Source organism: Streptomyces lacrimifluminis (genome assembly GCF_014646095.1).
Lineage (GTDB): Bacteria > Actinomycetota > Actinomycetes > Streptomycetales > Streptomycetaceae > Streptomyces > Streptomyces lacrimifluminis.
This window is the reverse complement of record NZ_BMMU01000028.1, coordinates 1-18,931: the sequence shown is the minus strand read 5'-3', so window position 1 is coordinate 18,931 and position 18,931 is coordinate 1. Positions and strand designations below refer to the sequence as shown.

Here is an 18,931-nt window from a genome sequence, read left to right as displayed (position 1 = left end):
GCCGCGAACCATGGTGCTGGGACGGATCACCGCACAAGCTGTTGCCAACCGACCGGCACCGTCCCCCCTCCCCTTCCCCTCCGAAAGGGCACCCCCATGTCCGTACGCACCTCCCGTACGCGCCTGTTCGCCGCCACGGCGGTCGCGCTCGTCGCGCTCACCACCCTCACGGCGTGCGAGGACGGCGAGGGCGTACGGGACGAGGGCCCGTCGTCGGCATCGGCGAAATCGGCCCCCGGACGCGCCCCCGCAGCCACACCCGCACGCACGCCCGGCACCGGACGTGCCGTCGGGCAGGCTCACAGCATGCGGGCAGCCTCGGTGGCCCAGTAGGTGAGGATGTTCTGCGCGCCGGCGCGCTTGATCCCGGTCAGGGTCTCCAGGATGGCCCGCTCCCGGTCGACCCAGCCCTTCTCCGCCGCGGCCTCGATCATCGAGTACTCGCCGGAGATCTGGTAGGCGGCGACGGGCACGTCCACGGCGTCGGCGACCCGGGCGAGGATGTCGAGATAGGGCCCGGCGGGCTTCACCATGACCATGTCGGCGCCCTCTTCCAGATCGAGCGCCAGCTCCCGCAGCGACTCCCGCACATTGGCGGGGTCCTGCTGATACGTCTTGCGGTCCCCCTTCAGGGAGGAACCGACGGCTTCCCGGAAAGGCCCGTAGAAGGCGGACGAGTACTTGGCGGTGTAGGCGAGGATGGCGACATCCTCGCGCCCGATCTGATCAAGGGCATCGCGAACAACCCCGATCTGCCCGTCCATCATCCCGCTGGGCCCAACGACATGGGCGCCGGCATCGGCCTGCACCTGGGCCATCTCGGCGTACCGCTCCAGGGTGGCGTCGTTGTCGACGCGCCCTTCCGCGTCCAGCACCCCGCAGTGCCCGTGATCGGTGGTCTCGTCGAGACAGAGGTCGGACATGACGAGCAGCTCGTCCCCCACCTCGGCCCGCACATCGCGGATGGCGACCTGGAGAATCCCGTCCGGATCGGTACCGGGGGTCCCGAGGGCGTCCTTCTTCCCCTCCTCGGGCACCCCGAAGAGCATGATCCCGGAGACCCCGGCGGCCACGGCGTCCACGGCGGCCTTCCTCAGGCTGTCCCGGGTGTGCTGGACGACCCCGGGCATCGCGGAGATCGGAACCGGCTCACTCACCCCTTCCCGCACGAAGGCGGGGAGGATGAAGTCGGCGGGGTGCAGCCGCGTCTCGGCGACCATGCGCCGCATGACGGGCGTGGTACGCAGCCGCCGGGGACGCGTACCGGGAAACGATCCGTACTTCGACATACACCCACGCTACGCCCGCCCCGCACACCCCTTTACCGACGCACCGTCGGACGTTTCCAGCACCGGCGGCATCCCTCAGCCCAGGCCCGGGCATTCCAGCCCGTCTGGGGGTCCCCCCGCTGGGGGGTTGAGGACGAGGCCCGTTCAGGGCCGAAGGGGGGTCTGGGGCGCAGCCCCCAGGAACAGGATGGGACGGGTAGGGCGGTGGGGGCGAGCAAACCCAACGCCCACCCCCACCGCCCCACAGCCACGGCCACAGCCCCAGCCCCAACTACGTCGTCCGCCTCCGCCGAGCCCCCGGCCGCCGCTCACTGGGCCGAGTAACGGGATCCCCCGACTCCACCGCGGAAGCCCTCCGCCGCAACCCGAAGTCTGCCAACGCCTCCGCCAACTTCAGCACGGACGGCTCCGGAGCCATCACATCGACCCGCAGACCGTGCTCCTCGGCGGTCTTCGCCGTGGCCGGCCCGATACACGCGATCACCGTCACGTTGTGAGGCTTGCCCGCGATCCCCACCAGGTTCCGCACCGTGGACGACGACGTAAAGAGAACGGCGTCGAAGCCACCCCCCTTGATCGCCTCCCGCGTTTCCTGCGGCGGCGGCGAGGCCCGCACCGTCCGGTAGGCCGTGACGTCGTCGACCTCCCAGCCCAACTCGATCAGCCCGGCGACCAACGTCTCCGTGGCGATGTCGGCCCGAGGCAGGAAAACGCGGTCGATCGGATCGAAGACCGGGTCGTAAGGCGGCCAGTCGTCCAGCAACCCGGCAGCGGACTGCTCGCCACTCGGCACCAGATCGGGCTTCACCCCAAAGGCGACCAACGCCTTGGCGGTCTGTTCACCCACCGCCGCGACCTTGATCCCGGCGAAGGCCCGGGCATCGAGCCCGTACTCCTCGAACTTCTCACGAACCGCCTTGACCGCGTTCACGCTCGTGAAAGCGATCCACTCATAGCGGCCCGTGACCAGCCCCTTGACCGCCCGCTCCATCTGCTGCGGGGTCCGCGGCGGCTCGACGGCGATCGTCGGCACCTCGTGCGGCACGGCCCCGTAGGACCGCAGCCGGTCGGAGAGCGACGCCGACTGCTCCTTCGTACGCGGCACCAGCACCCGCCATCCGAACAGCGGCTTGTTCTCGAACCACGACAGCTGCTCGCGCTGGGCGGCGGCGAACCGCTCGCCGACGACGGCTATCACGGGCCGGCCGCCGTCGGGCGACGGCAGCACCTTGCCCTGTTTGAACGTCTGGGCGATGGTCCCCAGCGTCGCCGACCAGGTCCGCTGACGCGTCGTGGTCCCGGCGATCGTCACGGTCAGCGGGGTGTCCGGCTTACGCCCGGCCGCGACCAGCTCACCCGCGGCGGCAGCCACCGAATCCAAGGTGGTCGAAACGACGACGGTCCCGTCGGAAGCCCCGACCTCGGTCCAGCACCGGTCCGACGCCGTACGGGCGTCCACGAAGCGGACGTCCGCGCCCTGTGCGTCCCGCAGCGGCACACCCGCGTACGCGGGCACGCCCACGGCGGCGGCGACACCCGGGACCACCTCGAACGGGACACCGGCGCGCGCGCACGCCAGCATCTCCTCGGCGGCGTACGCGTCGAGCCCGGGATCCCCGGACACCGCACGCACGACCCGCCTGCCGCCCCGTGCGGCCTCCATGACAAGATGTGCGGCATCCCGCACAGCGGGTGCACCAGCGGTCGTTGACGCGCCGTCAACAACCGTTAGTTGAGGCGTGCCTGTGCCTGGATACGTGCTGCCAATAGGCGTGTCCAATTCGGTGTTGAGCTCGGCAACGCCTTGTCTGGCGTGTGCGCGTACGACGTCGAGCACCTCGTGCTCGGCGACCAGTACGTCCGCGTTCGCCAGCGCCTCGACGGCGCGCAGAGTCAGTAGTCCCGGATCCCCGGGTCCGGCACCGAGAAAGGTGACGTGCCCATGGTCCGGACCGGCGGGAAGGGTGGTGGGGCTCACTGTGCTCGCTCCCCCATCAGACCGGCCGCGCCCTTGGCAAGCATCTCGGCTGCGAGTTCACGGCCGAGCGCCATTGCTTGGTCGTACGTCTCGGGCACGGGACCGGTGGTGGACAGCTGCACCAGCGTCGAGCCGTCGGTCGTGCCGACGACGCCGCGCAGGCGCATCTCCTTGACAATCTGCCCGTCGGCCAGCAGGTCGGCCAGCGCGCCCACAGGGGCGCTGCAACCGGCCTCCAGGGCGGCGAGCAGTGACCGTTCGGCGGTCACGGCGGCCCGGGTGTCCGGGTCGTCGAGCTCGCCGAGTGCCGCGATCAGGTCAGAGTCGTGGAAGGTGTTCCCCGCTCTGCACTCGATCGCCAGGGCCCCTTGGCCAGGGGCAGGCAGAACCATGTCGACCGACAGGAAGTCGGTCACTTCGCCGGCGCGCCCGATCCGGTTGAGGCCGGCCGCGGCCAGCACCACCGCATCCAGCTCACCACTGCGCACGAACCCGATCCGGGTGTCGACGTTCCCCCGGACCGGCACGACCTCGATGTCCAGGTCATGGGCGCGCGCGTACGCGTTCAGCTGGGCCGTGCGCCGCGTCGAACCCGTCCCGACCCGCGCGCCGCGCGGCAGGTCGGTGAACTTGAGGTCGTCGCGCGCCACCAGCACGTCACGCGGATCCTCGCGCCCGGGTACGGCGGCCAGCACCAGGTCGTCGGGCTGCGCGGTCGGCAGGTCCTTCAGCGAGTGCACCGCGAAGTCGACCTCCCCACGCAGCAACGCCTCCCGCAGGGCGGTCACGAAGACCCCCGTGCCGCCGATCTGGGCGAGGTCCTCGCGGGACACGTCGCCGTACGTCGTGATCTCGACGAGCTCCACGGGCCGCCCGGTCAGCCGGTGCACGGCGTCGGCGACCTGTCCGGACTGGGCCAGGGCGAGTTGACTTCGCCTGGTCCCAAGCCTCAGCGCCCCTTGTACTGGCTCTGGCTCACTCATGCTCGCCCTCGGTTCTCGGCGTTCTGCTCAGAATGGTCGTCGTCCTGGTCCGCCCGGGACACGCCGTCGACCGTCTCCTGGTCGAGGTCGAACAGGGTGCGCAACGCGTCCGCGTACCCGGCGCCGCCGGGTTCGGCCGCGAGCTGCTTGACCCGTACGGTCGGCGCGTGCAGCAGTTTGTCGACCACGCGCCGCACGGTCTGCGTGATCTCGGCCCGGTGCTTCTCGTCTAGCCCGGGCAGGCGTCCGTCGAGCCGGGCGATCTCACCGGCGACGACATCGGCGGCCATGGCGCGCAGCGCGACGACGGTGGGGGTGATGTGCGCCGCGCGCAGGGCGGCCCCGAAGGCCGCGACCTCGTCGGCGACGATCCGCCGGACCTGGTCCACGTCGGCGGCCATCGGAACGTCCGCCGAGGCCTCGGCCAGCGACTCGATGTCCACCAGCCGCACCCCGGCCAGCCGGTGCGCGGCGGCGTCGACGTCCCGGGGCATGGCGAGGTCGAGCAGCGAGAGCACGGCCGGGGGCCGCGTCACCCCGGCCGGCGCCGCGGGGCGCCGCCGCTCGGGGATGCGCCCGAGGGCGGTCGCGGTCAGGGCGAGCGCGGCGATCAGTTCACGGTCGTCGTCGGGCGTACGGCGGGCGGCGTCCCGCCGGTCGACAGTCCCGTTGTCCACCCAGGCCGCGTGCTGCTCCAGCGTCGCCGCGTCCATCCCGGCGACGGCGGCCTCGCCCATCACCGAGAACCCGGCCGACTCCTGCACGGCCTGCCCGGCCTGGCTGGTCTGGCTGGTCTGTGCGGCGGACAGGTCCAGCGGACAACCGTCGTCGGTGCCGATGCTGGTGGGCGGCAGAACCCCGCGTACGTCTCGTACGTCACCCGTCGCGGTCGGACGAGGGGCGAGCCCGGCCTCGTCCGCCGGTACCCGGCCCTCGACGGCCGCCGCGATGATCTCGGCGGTGAGGACCAGCCCGGTCGCGCCGGTACAGGAAACGGCTATATCGGCACGTGTCAGCTCGAAGGGCACCGATTCCATCGGAACGGCTCGGGCGGACACGGGCGTCGCGCCACCCTCGTGGCCGCCGGAACCCTCGTACTGGCTGTTCTCGCTGTTCTCGTTGATGATCTGCGCGAGCCGCTCGGCGCGGTCCGGCGTGCGGTTGGCGACGACGATCTCGGCGACCCCGAGCCGCGCGAGCGTGGCGGCGGCCAGTGAGGACATCGACCCGGCACCGATGACCAGGGCTTTCTTTCCCGCGGCCCAGGCTTCCACAGAAGCCCCGGTCCCCCGCCCCCCGGCGAGCTGCTGGAGCCCGAAGGTGACCAGGGACTGTCCGGCCCGGTCGATGCCGGTCTCGGAGTGGGCGCGCTTGCCGACCCGCAGGGCCTGCTGGAACAGGTCGTTCAGCAGTCGGCCGGCGGTGTGCAGATCCTGGGCGAGGGCGAGCGAGTCCTTGATCTGCCCGAGGACCTGCCCCTCGCCGACGACCATGGAGTCGAGCCCACAGGCGACGGAGAACAGATGGTGGACGGCCCGGTCCTCGTAGTGCACGTACAGGTACGGGGTGAGTTCGTCCAGCCCCACCCCGCTGTGCTGGGCGAGCAGCGTGGACAGCTCGGCGACCCCTGCGTGGAACTTGTCCACGTCCGCGTACAGCTCGATGCGGTTGCAGGTGGCGAGCAGCGCGGCCTCGGCGGCGACGGTGTCCTGAAGCAACTTGATCTGCGCGTCCTGGGACAGCGCGGCGCGCTCGAGAACACTGACGGGAGCGCTGCGGTGGCTCAGCCCGACGACGAGGAGACTCATGCCGGCATCACGGCGGGAACGTCCCCGTCAGGCCCTTTGCCACGACCACCACTACCGCCCCGCACCTTGGCCGCGACCACCGGAGCGGTGTCGCCCGCCCCGGCTTCGGCGGCGGCAGCGGCGGCGTCGGCCTCCTCGCCGGCCTTGCGCTGCTCGTGGAAGGCGAGGATCTGCAACTCGATGCTGAGATCGACCTTGCGTACGTCTACGCCGTCCGGGACGGTCAGCACGGTGGGCGCGAAGTTGAGAATGGAGGTCACACCGGCGGCGACGAGCCGATCGCACACGGGCTGGGCGGCACCGGCGGGGGTGGCGATAACGCCAATGGACACACCGTTGTCCGCGATGATCCTTTCCAGATCATCCGAGTGCTGCACCGGAATACCGGCGACGGGCTTTCCTGCCATCGCGGGATCGGCGTCGATGAGGGCGGCCACCCGGAATCCACGGGAGGCGAAGCCGCCGTAGTTCGCGAGGGCGGCGCCGAGATTACCGATACCGACGATCACTACCGGCCAGTCCTGGGTCAGCCCCAGCTCGCGCGAGATCTGATAGACGAGATACTCGACGTCGTAGCCCACACCACGGGTCCCATAGGACCCCAGGTAGGAGAAGTCCTTGCGCAGCTTCGCGGAGTTGACGCCCGCGGCGGCTGCCAGTTCCTCGGAGGAGACCGTGGGTACCGAGCGCTCCGACAGTCCGGTCAGCGCACGGAGGTACAGCGGAAGCCTGGCGACGGTGGCCTCGGGAATCCCTCGGCTGCGGGTCGCCGTTCGGTGAGTTCGGCCAGTTGCCACGGTGCTCCTGCGGGTAGCGCGGGGCTGCAGGCGGTCACACGTCCCTGGACCGCCCCGTCGAATGCAGGCTATGTCTTTGTGAACGCGTGCACAAAGATGGTGTCCGATTTGCCCACCCAACGTGACCGGGGTCACGCACCCCCGTCGCATGCGCAGGGAACCGGCGCACAAGCACCGTTGTCCCTCGCCGTCACAGGCACCGTTCGGGGGCAAAACCTCACACACTCCTCATGAATCCCGCCCCCGAGATCTGAACCGCTCTCGATCCTAAGCGACTTTCCGGACCACTTGGACTGCTCGGTCAGCACTTGGTCAGAACGCGACCGCTCGGTAATCCGTCGGGAATCTATGTGAGGGCTTTGCGAAGACGTTCTTCGCTGACGCGCCAGAACGTGTGCTGGGCGCCGTCGATGAGCACGACGGGGATCTGTTCCCAGTACTCACGGTGGAGTTCTTCGTCCTGAGTGATGTCCTTCTGTTCCCATGGCACCCCAAGATCGGCACACACCTTCTCGACAACCCCCTGTGCGTCATCACACAAATGACAACCGGGCTTCCGGATCAGAGTGACCAGCCGGGACTGTGGCGTTCGACGGTCGCCGCGCCGAAAGAGGGGACTCATACGTCCATTGTCCCGCGCCGGCCGGGGAGGCACTCGACGTCCCTGCACGGCAGTTGGACCGGTTCTTTAACTGCGCGGTCGCGGAGAGTTCACAACCTCCAAACCTCTCGACTCCGGAAGCACCGAACAAACTGGCTATGCTCACGCCATGGCCGCTCTCGGATGGCTCACCCCCCGTAGGCGCTCCGCCACGGCGCGGAGCGTGTTGGCAGGCGAGGCCTCGGCGGAGGCAGCGCGCAAATCCTCCCAGGAGCTGGAGGAGCTGGCGCACGCACCGGATCTGTCGGGCGCCGTGGAGGAATCCGCGTTTCCCGTCCTCGGTGATGTCAGGGCCGCCGCCTTCTTCGACCTCGACAACACCGTCATGCAGGGCGCCGCCATCTTCCACTTCGGCCGGGGCCTGTACAAACGGAAGTTCTTCGAGTCCCGCGATCTCTACCGGTTCGCCTGGCAGCAGGCGTGGTTCAGGCTGGCCGGTATCGAGGACCCCGAGCACATGCAGGACGCCCGGGACTCCGCCCTCTCCATCGTCAAGGGCCACCGCGTCGCCGAACTGATGTCGATCGGCGAGGAGATCTACGACGAGTACATGGCCGAACGCATCTGGCCGGGCACCCGCGCACTGGCCCAGGCGCACCTGGACGCGGGCCAGAAGGTGTGGCTGGTGACGGCGGCCCCGGTGGAGATCGCCACGGTCATCGCCCGCCGCCTCGGCCTGACGGGCGCCCTGGGCACGGTCGCGGAGTCGGTGGACGGCGTATACACGGGCAAGCTGGTGGGCGAACCCCTGCACGGCCCGGCCAAGGCGGAGGCGGTACGCGCCCTGGCGACGGCGGAGGACCTGGACCTGACACGTTGCGCGGCGTACAGCGACTCGCACAACGACATCCCCATGCTCTCCCTGGTGGGCCACCCCTACGCGATCAACCCGGACACCAAGCTCCGCAAGCACGCCCGCCGACTGGACTGGCGTCTACGGGACTACCGCACGGGCCGCAAGGCGGCGAAGGTCGGTATCCCGGCGGCAGCCGGCGTGGGAGCGGTGGCCGGCGGCACAGCGGCAGCCATCGCCCTCCATCGCCGCCGCCGCTGACCCGCCCGGCGACGAAACAACCATTCGCCCCGCAATACCCCCGTAACCCCTCCATCAGTCCCGTTGGCGGTACACAGCCACAACACGCCCTGAGCGGTGCTCAACTCGGCCTTAATCGATCAACAATCTGTCACACTGCGGCGCTTGAACGGGCGCCAATAGGTAACAGAAGCGACGTAATCGATGATTTGAGCAACCGGGTGTAGCAGGGCCTGCACGAAGCGTTATTCTCCTCAGACGCAAACCGGTACCCCTCCGTCGCCACGACGGGTGAACGGTCCCGCACTGCACGTGATGGAAGCTCTGCCTCTGGGAGTCCCGTGTACCCACACGTCGGGGTTGACGCCTCGGGCCTGGCTACGCTGCGCGCAACGGTCCTGGACCTGTTGCGCGGCTTCGTCCCCACCGCGTACGCCGTCCCCGCATTCGCCACCGCCGCACCACTCGGCCCGTGCTACGCGCTGGCCGACGGCACCGCCGCGGTCGGCAGACGAGGGCGTGCGGCCGGCGCCGCCACCCCTCGCCGCCCCGCCGCGGACAGTGACAGCGCCCGCATGATGGACCTTGTCGAGCGTGCCCAGGCCGGTGAGGCCGACGCCTTCGGCCGCCTTTACGACCAGTACAGCGACACTGTGTACCGGTACATCTACTACCGGGTGGGCGGAAAGGCCACCGCCGAGGACCTGACGAGCGAGACGTTCCTGCGCGCCCTGCGCCGCATCGGAACCTTCACCTGGCAGGGCCGCGACTTCGGCGCCTGGCTGGTCACCATCGCCCGCAACCTCGTCGCCGACCACTTCAAGTCCAGCCGTTTCCGGCTCGAAGTGACCACGGGCGAGATGCTGGACGCCAACGAGGTCGAGCGTTCACCGGAGGACTCCGTCCTGGAGTCCCTCTCGAACGCCGCTCTCCTCGACGCCGTGAAGCGCCTCAACCCCCAACAGCAGGAGTGCGTGACCCTGCGCTTCCTCCAGGGGCTGTCCGTCGCCGAGACCGCGCGCGTGATGGGCAAGAACGAGGGCGCCATCAAGACCCTCCAGTACCGCGCCGTCCGTACACTCGCCCGGCTCCTCCCGGAAGACGCGCGCTGAGCACCCTACGAGGTACTCCGCGCCCGTCGCCCCCGGCACATTCCCGTGCCGCACCCGCGCCCGAAGACCCACCGGGCACACCTCGCACCGCACCGCGGACTCGCGCCGCTTTCGCCCGCCCGGGGACCGCACACTCAGCGACCGCCAACTCACCTTCCGTGAAAGTCCGTTGAGTTCGCGGTCCGATCATCCGCCGTCCGTAACCCAAGTGCCGCGCCACTCGTTGTGCGGGATACAGGCTCCCTGTGGTCACTCCCTGGCCGTCTCCGATCATTCGATCGAGTGGATGTGGTCAGGGATGTGCAACCCTCAGGACCCCCTGGGGAGCCGACCGTCATGACGAGAGGAGGTGCCGCCAGTGATCGCGAACGTTTCGGCGCACCGGCGGGCGAACGCCTTCGCCCAGGCCCTGGAGGAGCTGTCCGACCGGGACTCGGCGGCCGAACAGCCCGAAGGACCGGCACCGGACGCCGCACCGGAACCGGCCCCGGCTGCCGCGGAACGGGCGGACCACCAGGCGGACCACCGGGCGGAACAGACCGAACCGAACCGACTGGTGGCCCTCGCGACCGGTCTCGGCGAGCTGCCCAAGCCGGTGCTCGACCCCGCGGTCAAGGTCGTCCACCGGGCCCAGCTGGTGGCCGCGATGGAGGCCATGCTGCGGGACGGCACGGTGCCGGGAGGCGAGGCGACGAACCCTTCGGTGCCCGAGCAGCGCTCCCGGGCCAAGGGCGCTCACCGGGCGACCGGGCTGGGGAAGTTGCGACCCCGTACACGCCTGACGAAGGGTCTCGCCGCAGGCGGACTCAGCGTGGGTGTGGCCGCCGGAGCCTTCGGCGGTGTCGCCGCTGCCAGTTCCGACGCCCTGCCCGGTGACTCCCTGTACGGCCTCAAGCGCGGCATCGAGGACGTCAAGCTCAACTACCTGGCCGACGGCGACAGCGAACGCGGTCAGGTCTACCTCGACCAGGCCTCGACGCGGCTCAACGAGGCCCGCCGGCTGGTGGAGCGCGACCGCGCCGGTCAGCTCGACCACGAGTCGCTCGGCGAGATCCGCCGCGCCCTCTCCGGTATGCGGCACGACGTCTCGGAAGGCCACCGCCTGCTCCATCAGGCGTATCAGCGCGACCCCGACTCCCTGGGCCCCATCCAGGCCCTGGACACCTTCTCCCGCTCCCACCGCGAAGCCTGGGGCGCCCTGCGCGACCGCCTCCCCGTGCAACTCGGGGACGTGAGCCAGGAGGTGTCCTCGGTCTTCGACGCCATAGACCAAGAGGTCGCCCCCCTCCAGTCCCTGCTCCCGAAGCCCCCCGCCCGGAGCGGCGGCAGCCGAAGCGGTGACAACGGAGGTCAACGACAGGACTCCGGACCGGGGTCGAGCACGAGTTCGTCCGGTTCCGACCGGTCGGCCGCGCCCAGCGACACCGGCGGGGACCCCGCCGGCGGGCGCGACTCCAGCAGCGGCAACCCCAAGCCGTCCGCCTCCGGCGCCGGCAGCGACGGGCTGCTCGGCGGCAACACCGGGGGCCTCCTCGACCCGCCCCAGAACAGCGGCACGGCGTCCCCGTCGACGACCACCCCGTCCACCACCCAGCCGGACGTCACGCTCCCACCGCTCCTCCCGGGCCTGCTGCCCGGCCTGGGCATCGACGGCGAGGACGCGAGCTAGAGCAGTCCCTTGTACGTCGGTGGGGGCGCCCTTCCTGTGAAGGGCGCCCCCACCGACGTACACGTACCGTCCGAAACGAACCGGCGTCAGAAGAAGACCGACCGGCGCTGCACCAGCAGCTTGTAGAGGGTGTGCTGGATCTGTTCCCTGACCTGGTCCGTCAGGTTGAACATCAGCATCGGGTCCTCGGCCGCCTCCGGCGGATAGCCGTCCGTGCGAATCGGCTCGCCGAACTGGATCGTCCACTTCGTGGGCAGCGGAATCGCGCCCAGCGGACCCAGCAACGGGAACGTCGGAGTGATCGGGAAGTACGGGAACCCGAGCACCCGGGCCAGCGTCTTGGCGTTGCCGATCATCGGGTAGATCTCCTCGGCCCCGACGATCGAGCACGGGATGATCGGCGCGCCCTGCCGCAGCGCCGTCGACACGAAGCCACCCCGCCCGAAGCGTTGCAGCTTGTACCGCTCGCTGAACGGCTTGCCGATGCCCTTGAAGCCCTCCGGCATCACGCCGACCAGCTCGCCGCGCCCCAGGAGCCGTTCCGCGTCCTCGGCGCAGGCCAGGGTGTGACCGGCCTTGCGGGCCAGTTCGTTGACCACCGGGAGCATGAAGACCAGGTCCGCCGCCAGGAGCCGGAGATGGCGGTCCGCCGGATGGTTGTCGTGCACGGCGACCTGCATCATCAGGCCGTCCAGCGGCAAGGTCCCGGAGTGGTTGGCGACGATCAGGGCGCCGCCCTCGGCAGGGATGTTCTCGATGCCCTTGACCTCGACCCGGAAGTACTTCTCGTACAGCGGGCGCACCAGCGACATCAGGACCTGGTCGGTGAGTTCGGCGTCGTACCCGAAGTCGTCGACCTCGTAGTCCCCGGTGAGCCGGCGTCGCAGGAAGGACAGGCCGCCCGCGATACGTCGTTCAAGGCCGCCGACGACACCGCCGTCCGGGGCGGGCGAGGGGACCTGGTGCCCGGGCTGGTCCTGGGACTCCTGGGGCGGCTGTTGCTCTTGTGTCACCTGAACATCATCCTGCGGGCGGGCCCGTCCCGGCAGGGGCTGGACCTCGCGAACCACAGCCGATTCGCCCTTGCGCCGGCTGCTCCCCGCGCTCCGGCGGCGCGACGGCCGCGGGACGGTGCCCGCGCGGGACCTGTCGTCGTCGAACGGAATGACCTTGGCATCCGCCATCGTTGATGCGCTCCTCGGTTGGCGCTCTGCGTCGGTGGGCTGTCTCCGTCAGGTCGCTTCGGCAGCTGTCGTGACCGGTGCGGTGTTCGGGGTGCGGGCACCACCGCTGCCCGCGAAGGGTACGAAGGGCAGCGCGGCGATCCGGTCGACGACCCGCGCGAGGGCCTCCGGCGGCAGCAGACCGGGGCCACGGACGCGCGCGAAGTCCTCGAACGTCTCGGCGGTCGTGAACTTCGGCTGATACCCCAGAGTCTCGCGCATCTGGTTCGTCGCCACGACCCGGCCGTGCGTGAGCAGCCGGATCTGCTCGGGTGAGAAGTCACTCACGCCCAGCGTACGCACGAGCGAGCCGGCCCAGGTGACCGCGGGCAGCAGCAGCGGCATGGTGGGACGGCCGAGCCGCCGGGAGCACTGCGAGAGCAGCAGGACTCCGTCGCCGGCGATGTTGAACGTGCCGCTGTTGAGCGTTCCACGCTCCGGTTCGTGCGAGGCGATGCGCAGGACCTCGATCACATCGTCCTCGTGCACGAACTGGAGCCGCGGGTCGTAGCCGAACACGGTCGGCAGGACCGGCATCGCGAAGTACTGGGTGAGCGGTGAATCCGCGGTCGGCCCCAGGATATTGGCGAAGCGCAGCACCGCCACGGCGACGTCGGGCCGGCGCCGCGCGAACCCGCGCACATACCCCTCGACCTCCACCGCGTCCTTGGCGAAGCCGCCGCTGGGCAGCGACTTGGGCGACGTGGTCTCGGTGAACACCGCCGGATCCCGGGGCGCGGACCCGTACACGTTCGTACTGGACTTCACCACGAGCCGCTTCACGGCGGGCGACTTCTGACAGGCACCCAGCAGCTGCATGGTGCCGATGACGTTGGTCTCCTTGAGCGTGACCCGGCTGCCGCTGCCCAGGGCGATGCCCGTCACATCCAGGTGCACGACCGTGTCGGCGTTCGTCTCGGCGAGCACCCGCGCGATGGTGGGCTGCCGGATGTCGGCCTGGATGAAGTCGGCGCCGCCCAGATGGTGCTCCGGCGGGACCGCGTCCACGGCGATGACCCGTTCCACCTGGGGATCACGCTGGATCCGTCGTACGAAACGGCCCCCCAACTGACGGGCCACTCCGGTCACGAGCACGACCTTGCCCAAGATCAGCGCCTTCCTTCCAGCCGTGTTTCCCGTGTGGAGCCCAACCTAGCGGTTTGTTGTTGCGCTGTGATGACCGCCCGATGCACGAAGTCACGGGGACTTTCCACCGACGACCAGACCCAGCCATGTGCCACACGGTCATACACACAAGCTAATACGGCTGTGGCCCCCCACCGGAAACCGGTGGGGGGCCACAGCCTTCACACTCACGCTCGCGCTCTCGCAGCGTCACGGAGAAGTGGCGGTCCCGATCTCGCGATCGGACCGACTACTTCTTGTTGCGACGCTGGACGCGCGTGCGCTTCAGCAGCTTGCGGTGCTTCTTCTTGGCCATCCGCTTGCGCCGCTTCTTGATAACAGAGCCCACGACTACCCTCGCTCACTTCTCATCACTCGGCGTTGGGCGCCATGGGCCCATACGACCTACAAGGGGCTAGCCTACCCGTCCGAGCGCTGAGGTCGTAATCGAGGGCAACCGAGGAGATCGGACGAGATCAGAGGGGGACCCGGTCAAGCCCTGAGGACCCCCATCCGCACCCCCTCGACCGCCGTCAGGCTGTCTCCACCCCCACATAGCTCTCGCGGAGGTACTCGTGAACCGCTTGCTCGGGGACGCGGAAGGACCGCCCCACCCGAATCGCGGGCAGATGACCGCTGTGCACCAACCGGTACACGGTCATCTTGGACACGCGCATCACCGAGGCGACTTCCGCCACGGTCAGGAACTGAACCTCGTTCAGAGGCCTCTCGCCAGCTGCAGCCATGACACACCCGAACCTTCCGCACTCGACTGGCCACCGGCTTCCCCTTCCGGTGACTCTTCGTCGCTGCGTGCTCACTCCCCAATGTAGGGGCGGGTGATGCGAGTGGGGAAGAGGTGCACCCATCGGCGGCCTACTGTGACAGACACGCTCGATTGAGTACGTAGCGGGTAAGCGGCCGGTAGTAATCGGACCGCACAGCGTCATCAAGTGGAACGACGACGGACACGCGCCCCTCGGCCTCACCGACGAAGAGGGCGGGATCGTCCGTATCGGCCAGCCCCATGGCCTCGAACCCCAGTTGACCTGCACCGCAGACCCATCCGTGGTCCCCGATCACCAGCTCCGGGAGCGTCCCGCCGGCCTCGGCGGCGGCGGCCAGAGCGGTCCGAACCGGGAGGGGAGAATGCGTGTGTGCGCCGGGCTCACGCCCGGCGGCCCCAGCACCCTGTTCCCGTACGAGCGCGACTCCTCGTGCGTAGTCAAGGTTGTACGTGCGTAGACCGAACCGGGTCGTTATGTCGACAGAGCTACCCTGCGCCGGGGTGAGGACAGCACATCCCGCCGCCGACAGAGCGTCCGCCAGCGCGGCGTAGAAATCGAGCAGTCGGTGCGGGTGACCGGTGCCCAGGAGTACGGGTGCCCGGCGCCGCGCGACTGCGGAGAGTCGCTCGGCGAAGGCGTCGAGGGCCACGAGGGTCCGTTCCGGATCGATCACATCACATCCGGAGGTGCACTGCGGATCGGCGGAAACCCCGCATTTGTCGGCCATCAACCCGATCAGATCCCGTTGCCGCCACGTCCGTTCGGGATCGAGTCCGATCAGCACCCGAGGATCACGAGCGGCGAAGAGCCGATAACTCCGCAGACTCTCCTCCCGCGAGGTGGCCACGGGCCCGGCGAGACGGGCGGCCAGGAGATGGGCACGCAACGCCCCGGCACTCAACACACAAACGATGCTGGCGGATCCCCCCGACGACCACCCCGAAAACACCGGAAACACCCCACAGTTGGCGCAACGGAACACGGCGACGCGACCCAGGAATGGAGGAGCCCGGGGTCACTGCAGCCCGGGCGGTGATCCCACCAACCCGCCTCCACCGTCTCTAGCCCAGGCCCGGGCATCATCCAGCCCGTCCGGCGCTTGAGGACGAGGCCCGTTCAGGGCCGACAGCGGGGGTCTGGGGGCGCAGCCCCCAGGAACGGGATGGGACGGGTAGGGGCGGCGGGGGCGAGAACAACCCGGCCTAAGCCAACAACCCCCGCAACGGGAAAACCGCCCTACGCGCCGCGATGACCGCCTGGTCCAACCGGTCCGCGGGGTCGTACCCCGACTCCCAGTCGGCGTAGGCCACCGGCCACCGCCCGTCCGTCATCCGCGCCGGCGCCAACTGCCGTGTACGCGCGAACACTTCCTGCCGCCACCCCTCCGGGATCACGGCCGTGGGCTCGACGGCCCGCCCCGCCGCGATCGCCACCAGGTGCGTCCAGGACCGCGGTACGACCTCCACCACCGCGTATCCGCCCCCTCCCAGGGCGATCCACTTCCCGTCGGCGTACTCGTGCGCGAGGTCGTGACAGGCGACCTGCACAGCCCGCTGCGCGTCCAACGACACGGCGAGATGAGCGAGCGGATCCTCGAAGTGGGTGTCAGCCCCGTGCTGGGTGACCAGCACCTGCGGCCGGAAGTCGGCGATCAGCTCGGGCACGACCGCGTGAAAGGCCCGCAGCCACCCGGCGTCCCCCGTCCCCGCCGGCAACGCCACGTTGACGGCGCTCCCCTCCGCGGGGCCCTCCGCCCCCGTCTCCTCGGGCCACCCGGTCTGCGGGAACAGCGTGCGCGGATGCTCGTGCAGCGAGATCGTCAGAACCCTCGGGTCCTCCCAGAACGCGGCCTGGACCCCGTCCCCGTGATGCACGTCCACATCCACGTAGGCGACCCGCTCGGCACCCAGCTCCAGCAGCCGGGCGATGGCCAACGAGGCGTCGTTGTAGATGCAGAACCCGGACGCGCCCCCGGGCATCGCATGATGCAGGCCGCCCGCGAAGTTGACGGCGTGCAGCGCCTCTCCGCGCCACACCGCCTCGGCGGCCCCCACCGACTGCCCGGCGATCAGCGCGGACACCTCGTGCATCCCGGCGAAGGCGGGATCGTCGACGGTCCCCAGCCCGTACGCCGGGTCGGCCGACCCCGGGTCGGCGGAGGCCGCCTTCACCGCCTCGATGTAGTCCTCACGGTGCACAAGCCGCAGGGTCGACTCCCCGGCGGGCTTCGCCGAGACCACGTCCACTTCCCGGTCGAGCCCGAAGGCCTCGACCAGTCCCCGGGTCAGGGCGAGCCGGACCGGATCCATCGGGTGGTCCGGACCGAAGTCATACCCCGTTACTGCCTCGTCCCACATCAGCTGTGCGCGCCCGCTCATGCCCGTCACCGTATCCGGCAGGTCCAGGATCGAACGACCCCGCGTACCTCAACGTCACCAGGACCAACACCATCGGGACGAGCATCGCCCCCCGGTAGCTCCACAGATCACCCAGAGCCCCCACCAGGGGCGAACCGATCAAGAAGCCCACATAGTTGAAGATGTTGAGCCGCGCGACGGCGGCATCCGACGCCCCGGGGAACAACCTCCCGGCGGCGGCGAAGGTCTGCGGCACGATCACACACAACCCGAGCCCCAGCAACGTGAACCCGAGCATCCCGATCCACGCACCGGGCGCCACGGCCACCACACCGAACCCGAGCGCCGCCACCAGCGCCCCCGCCCGTACGACGGTCACGGCCCCGAACCTCCGCACCCCGACGTCCCCAAGCGTCCGTCCGATGAGCGTGGTGACCATGTACACGTTGTAGGGAACGGTGGCGAGCTGCTCAGAGCTCCCCAGCACGTCCTGCAGATACTTCGCACTCCAGTTGGAGACGGTCGAGTCCCCGATGTAGGCGAACGTCATCACCAGACACAGCGGCAGCAGCATCTTGAAAACGAGAGCACCGGAGTCGGCCCCCTCAGGGGCCGCGTCAGTCACCCCCGAGCTGGGCTTCGCCTCCGCTCCTCCCCCGTCCCTCGCGTCGACGTACCACCGACTTCCGACCACCGCGGCCGGCAACAGCACGGCCACCACCGGCAGATAGGACACGAAGAGGGCGAGATGCCAGTGCGCACCCGCCCAGGAGAGCGAGGCTCCGACAATCCCGCCCAGGCTGAACGCCGCATGGAACCCGAGCATGATGCTGCGCCCGTACGCCCGCTGCAGACTCACCCCGAGCATGTTCATCGAGGCGTCGAGCGCACCGACGGCCAGCCCGAACGCCCCCAGCGCCAAAGCCACCTCGGCCACATGGTCCCCGGCGCCGACACCGAGCAGCGCCAGGAGTACGACAGGCTGCGACCACCTCAGTACGACGCTGGGCGGCACCCGCTTCACCAACTGCTCGGCGCACACACTGCCGACCCCGGCCAGCACCGGCACGGCGGCGAGGAAGAGAGGCAGCATCGCGTCGGAGATGCCGTACCGGTCCTGGATGGCCGGGATCCGTGTCACGAGCAGCGCGAAGGCAGCACCCTGGGCAAAAAAGCTGAACGCCAGCGAGGCCCTGCCGCGCCGCAGCACATCTGTCATGGCGGCGAGCGTAGGGCCCCGGCTTACTCGTGGGTAGATGATTCGGAAGATGAATTCTGCTCACCTTTGATCTCAGCCAGGAACAACGCCCTATCAACCACGCTGAGCGACCGACCCAGCACAACTGGTACGCGCTGCCCCGATCGCGACGCCGGATCAAACGACCAACTCAGCCAACTCATCCATGCTGCCGAAGAGCTGAGTGGCCCCGACCAGCCGCTCGGCAGGAGTCATGGCGGTGAACCCGAGCACGTCCATCCCGGCGGCGACAGCGGCCCGCACCCCCAACGGACTGTCCTCCACCACCACACACCGGTCAGCCGCCACCCCCATACGCTCCGCCGCATAGAGAAACAGATCGGGCGCCGGCTTCCCCCGCCCCACATCCTGCGCACTGAAAACCCGCCCCCCGTCGAACCACCGCTCAAGCCCGGTGGTCCGATGCCCCACCCGAATCCGCTCATGGCTCCCGGAGGAAGCCACGCAGTACGGCACTCCGTCAGCCCTCAGCTTCTCCAGTACGCCGACCACGCCGGCGACCGGCTCCAGCTCCCGCTCGAAAGCGGCGAACACCCGACCGTGAAAGACGTCATCGAAGTCGTCCGGCAACCGCCGCCCACTCCGCGCCTCGACCAGATCATGTACGCGATGCATGGCGGACCCCATGTAGTCGCGAACCGAGTCCTCGTACGAGGTCGGATGCCCGAGTTCGGTGAGATACGCGGCCAGGAGCGTGTTGGAGATCGACTCACTGTCGACGAGAACACCGTCGTTGTCGAAGATGACAAGGTCGTAGCGCATAACTGGACCCTAAATGACCCGAGAACGCAGAAAACCCCCGCACTGGAAAGTGCGGGGGTTTTCGTAATATTTGTTCGGCGGTGTCCTA

18 protein-coding genes are annotated in these 18,931 nt (G+C 69.4%); 4 read left to right on the top strand and 14 right to left on the bottom strand.

The genetic code is table 11. The features are described from left to right. The first annotated feature begins 96 nt into the window (after positions 1–96). Positions 97–333 carry a hypothetical protein gene (locus IEY89_RS31460; RefSeq protein WP_189150995.1) on the top strand — a complete coding sequence of 79 codons (237 nt, stop codon included), beginning with the start codon at positions 97–99 and terminating at the stop codon, positions 331–333. Here the strand turns inward: IEY89_RS31460 and hemB are convergent. From hemB to IEY89_RS31430, 6 genes are all read right to left on the bottom strand, one after another. Beyond that, a complete protein-coding gene (gene hemB / locus IEY89_RS31455; protein ID WP_189150920.1) occupies positions 300–1,289 on the bottom strand; it encodes a porphobilinogen synthase in 990 nt (329 codons plus the stop codon). The genes IEY89_RS31460 and hemB overlap by 34 nt on opposite strands. Before the next feature lie 271 nt (positions 1,290–1,560). Further along, positions 1,561–3,267, bottom strand: a complete 1,707-nt coding sequence (locus tag IEY89_RS31450; protein ID WP_189150919.1) for a bifunctional uroporphyrinogen-III C-methyltransferase/uroporphyrinogen-III synthase — start codon at positions 3,265–3,267, stop codon at positions 1,561–1,563. Beyond that, on the bottom strand, positions 3,264–4,250 hold the full coding sequence (gene hemC / locus IEY89_RS31445; RefSeq protein ID WP_189150918.1) for a hydroxymethylbilane synthase: 987 nt from the start codon (positions 4,248–4,250) through the stop codon (positions 3,264–3,266). The genes IEY89_RS31450 and hemC overlap by 4 nt, the downstream gene beginning before the upstream one ends. Next, positions 4,247–6,058: a glutamyl-tRNA reductase gene (locus tag IEY89_RS31440; protein WP_189150917.1), complete on the bottom strand. Its 1,812-nt coding sequence runs from the start codon at positions 6,056–6,058 to the stop codon at positions 4,247–4,249. The genes hemC and IEY89_RS31440 overlap by 4 nt, the downstream gene beginning before the upstream one ends. Then, on the bottom strand, positions 6,055–6,855 hold the full coding sequence (locus IEY89_RS31435) for a redox-sensing transcriptional repressor Rex (protein ID WP_189150916.1): 801 nt from the start codon (positions 6,853–6,855) through the stop codon (positions 6,055–6,057). Before IEY89_RS31435 ends, IEY89_RS31440 begins: the two co-directional genes overlap by 4 nt. 346 nt (positions 6,856–7,201) lie before the next feature. Further along, positions 7,202–7,477, bottom strand: a complete 276-nt coding sequence (locus IEY89_RS31430) for a glutaredoxin family protein (protein ID WP_189150915.1) — start codon at positions 7,475–7,477, stop codon at positions 7,202–7,204. 148 nt (positions 7,478–7,625) lie between these two features. On the opposite strand from IEY89_RS31430, the gene IEY89_RS31425 reads away from it, so the two are divergent. From IEY89_RS31425 to IEY89_RS31415, 3 genes are all read left to right on the top strand, one after another. Continuing rightward, a complete protein-coding gene (locus IEY89_RS31425) occupies positions 7,626–8,570 on the top strand; it encodes an HAD family hydrolase (RefSeq protein ID WP_189150914.1) in 945 nt (314 codons plus the stop codon). A gap of 320 nt (positions 8,571–8,890) precedes the next feature. Then, entirely contained in the window at positions 8,891–9,661 is a 771-nt protein-coding gene (locus IEY89_RS31420; protein WP_189150913.1) for an ECF subfamily RNA polymerase sigma factor, BldN family, read from the top strand. 358 nt (positions 9,662–10,019) lie between these two features. Beyond that, the gene (locus IEY89_RS31415; RefSeq protein WP_189150912.1) at positions 10,020–11,330 is read left to right on the top strand and encodes a DUF5667 domain-containing protein; all 1,311 of its coding nucleotides are present in this window, start codon (positions 10,020–10,022) and stop codon (positions 11,328–11,330) included. Positions 11,331–11,416: 86 nt separating this feature from the next. Here IEY89_RS31415 and IEY89_RS31410 read toward each other — a convergent pair whose 3' ends face one another. The 8 genes from IEY89_RS31410 to IEY89_RS31375 form a co-directional block, all read right to left on the bottom strand. Continuing rightward, the gene (locus tag IEY89_RS31410) at positions 11,417–12,514 is read right to left on the bottom strand and encodes a lysophospholipid acyltransferase family protein (protein ID WP_189150911.1); all 1,098 of its coding nucleotides are present in this window, start codon (positions 12,512–12,514) and stop codon (positions 11,417–11,419) included. A gap of 48 nt (positions 12,515–12,562) precedes the next feature. After that, positions 12,563–13,660, bottom strand: coding sequence for an NAD-dependent epimerase/dehydratase family protein (locus tag IEY89_RS31405; RefSeq protein ID WP_189150910.1), 1,098 nt, complete (start codon positions 13,658–13,660; stop codon positions 12,563–12,565). 268 nt (positions 13,661–13,928) lie between these two features. Beyond that, entirely contained in the window at positions 13,929–14,027 is a 99-nt protein-coding gene (locus tag IEY89_RS31400) for a 30S ribosomal protein bS22 (RefSeq protein WP_003948845.1), read from the bottom strand. Between the two features lie 184 nt (positions 14,028–14,211). Continuing rightward, positions 14,212–14,424 (bottom strand): helix-turn-helix domain-containing protein, encoded by a 213-nt coding sequence (locus tag IEY89_RS31395; protein WP_004984898.1) that lies wholly within the window; start codon positions 14,422–14,424, stop codon positions 14,212–14,214. 130 nt (positions 14,425–14,554) lie between these two features. Continuing rightward, positions 14,555–15,370 carry a phosphatase gene (locus IEY89_RS31390; protein ID WP_189150909.1) on the bottom strand — a complete coding sequence of 272 codons (816 nt, stop codon included), beginning with the start codon at positions 15,368–15,370 and terminating at the stop codon, positions 14,555–14,557. Between the two features lie 298 nt (positions 15,371–15,668). After that, a complete protein-coding gene (locus IEY89_RS31385) occupies positions 15,669–16,844 on the bottom strand; it encodes an acetoin utilization protein AcuC (RefSeq protein ID WP_189150908.1) in 1,176 nt (391 codons plus the stop codon). Further along, a complete protein-coding gene (locus IEY89_RS31380; protein ID WP_189150907.1) occupies positions 16,795–18,042 on the bottom strand; it encodes an MFS transporter in 1,248 nt (415 codons plus the stop codon). The genes IEY89_RS31385 and IEY89_RS31380 overlap by 50 nt, the downstream gene beginning before the upstream one ends. Positions 18,043–18,198: 156 nt before the next feature. Beyond that, entirely contained in the window at positions 18,199–18,843 is a 645-nt protein-coding gene (locus tag IEY89_RS31375) for an HAD family hydrolase (protein ID WP_189150906.1), read from the bottom strand. Positions 18,844–18,931 lie beyond the last annotated feature (88 nt).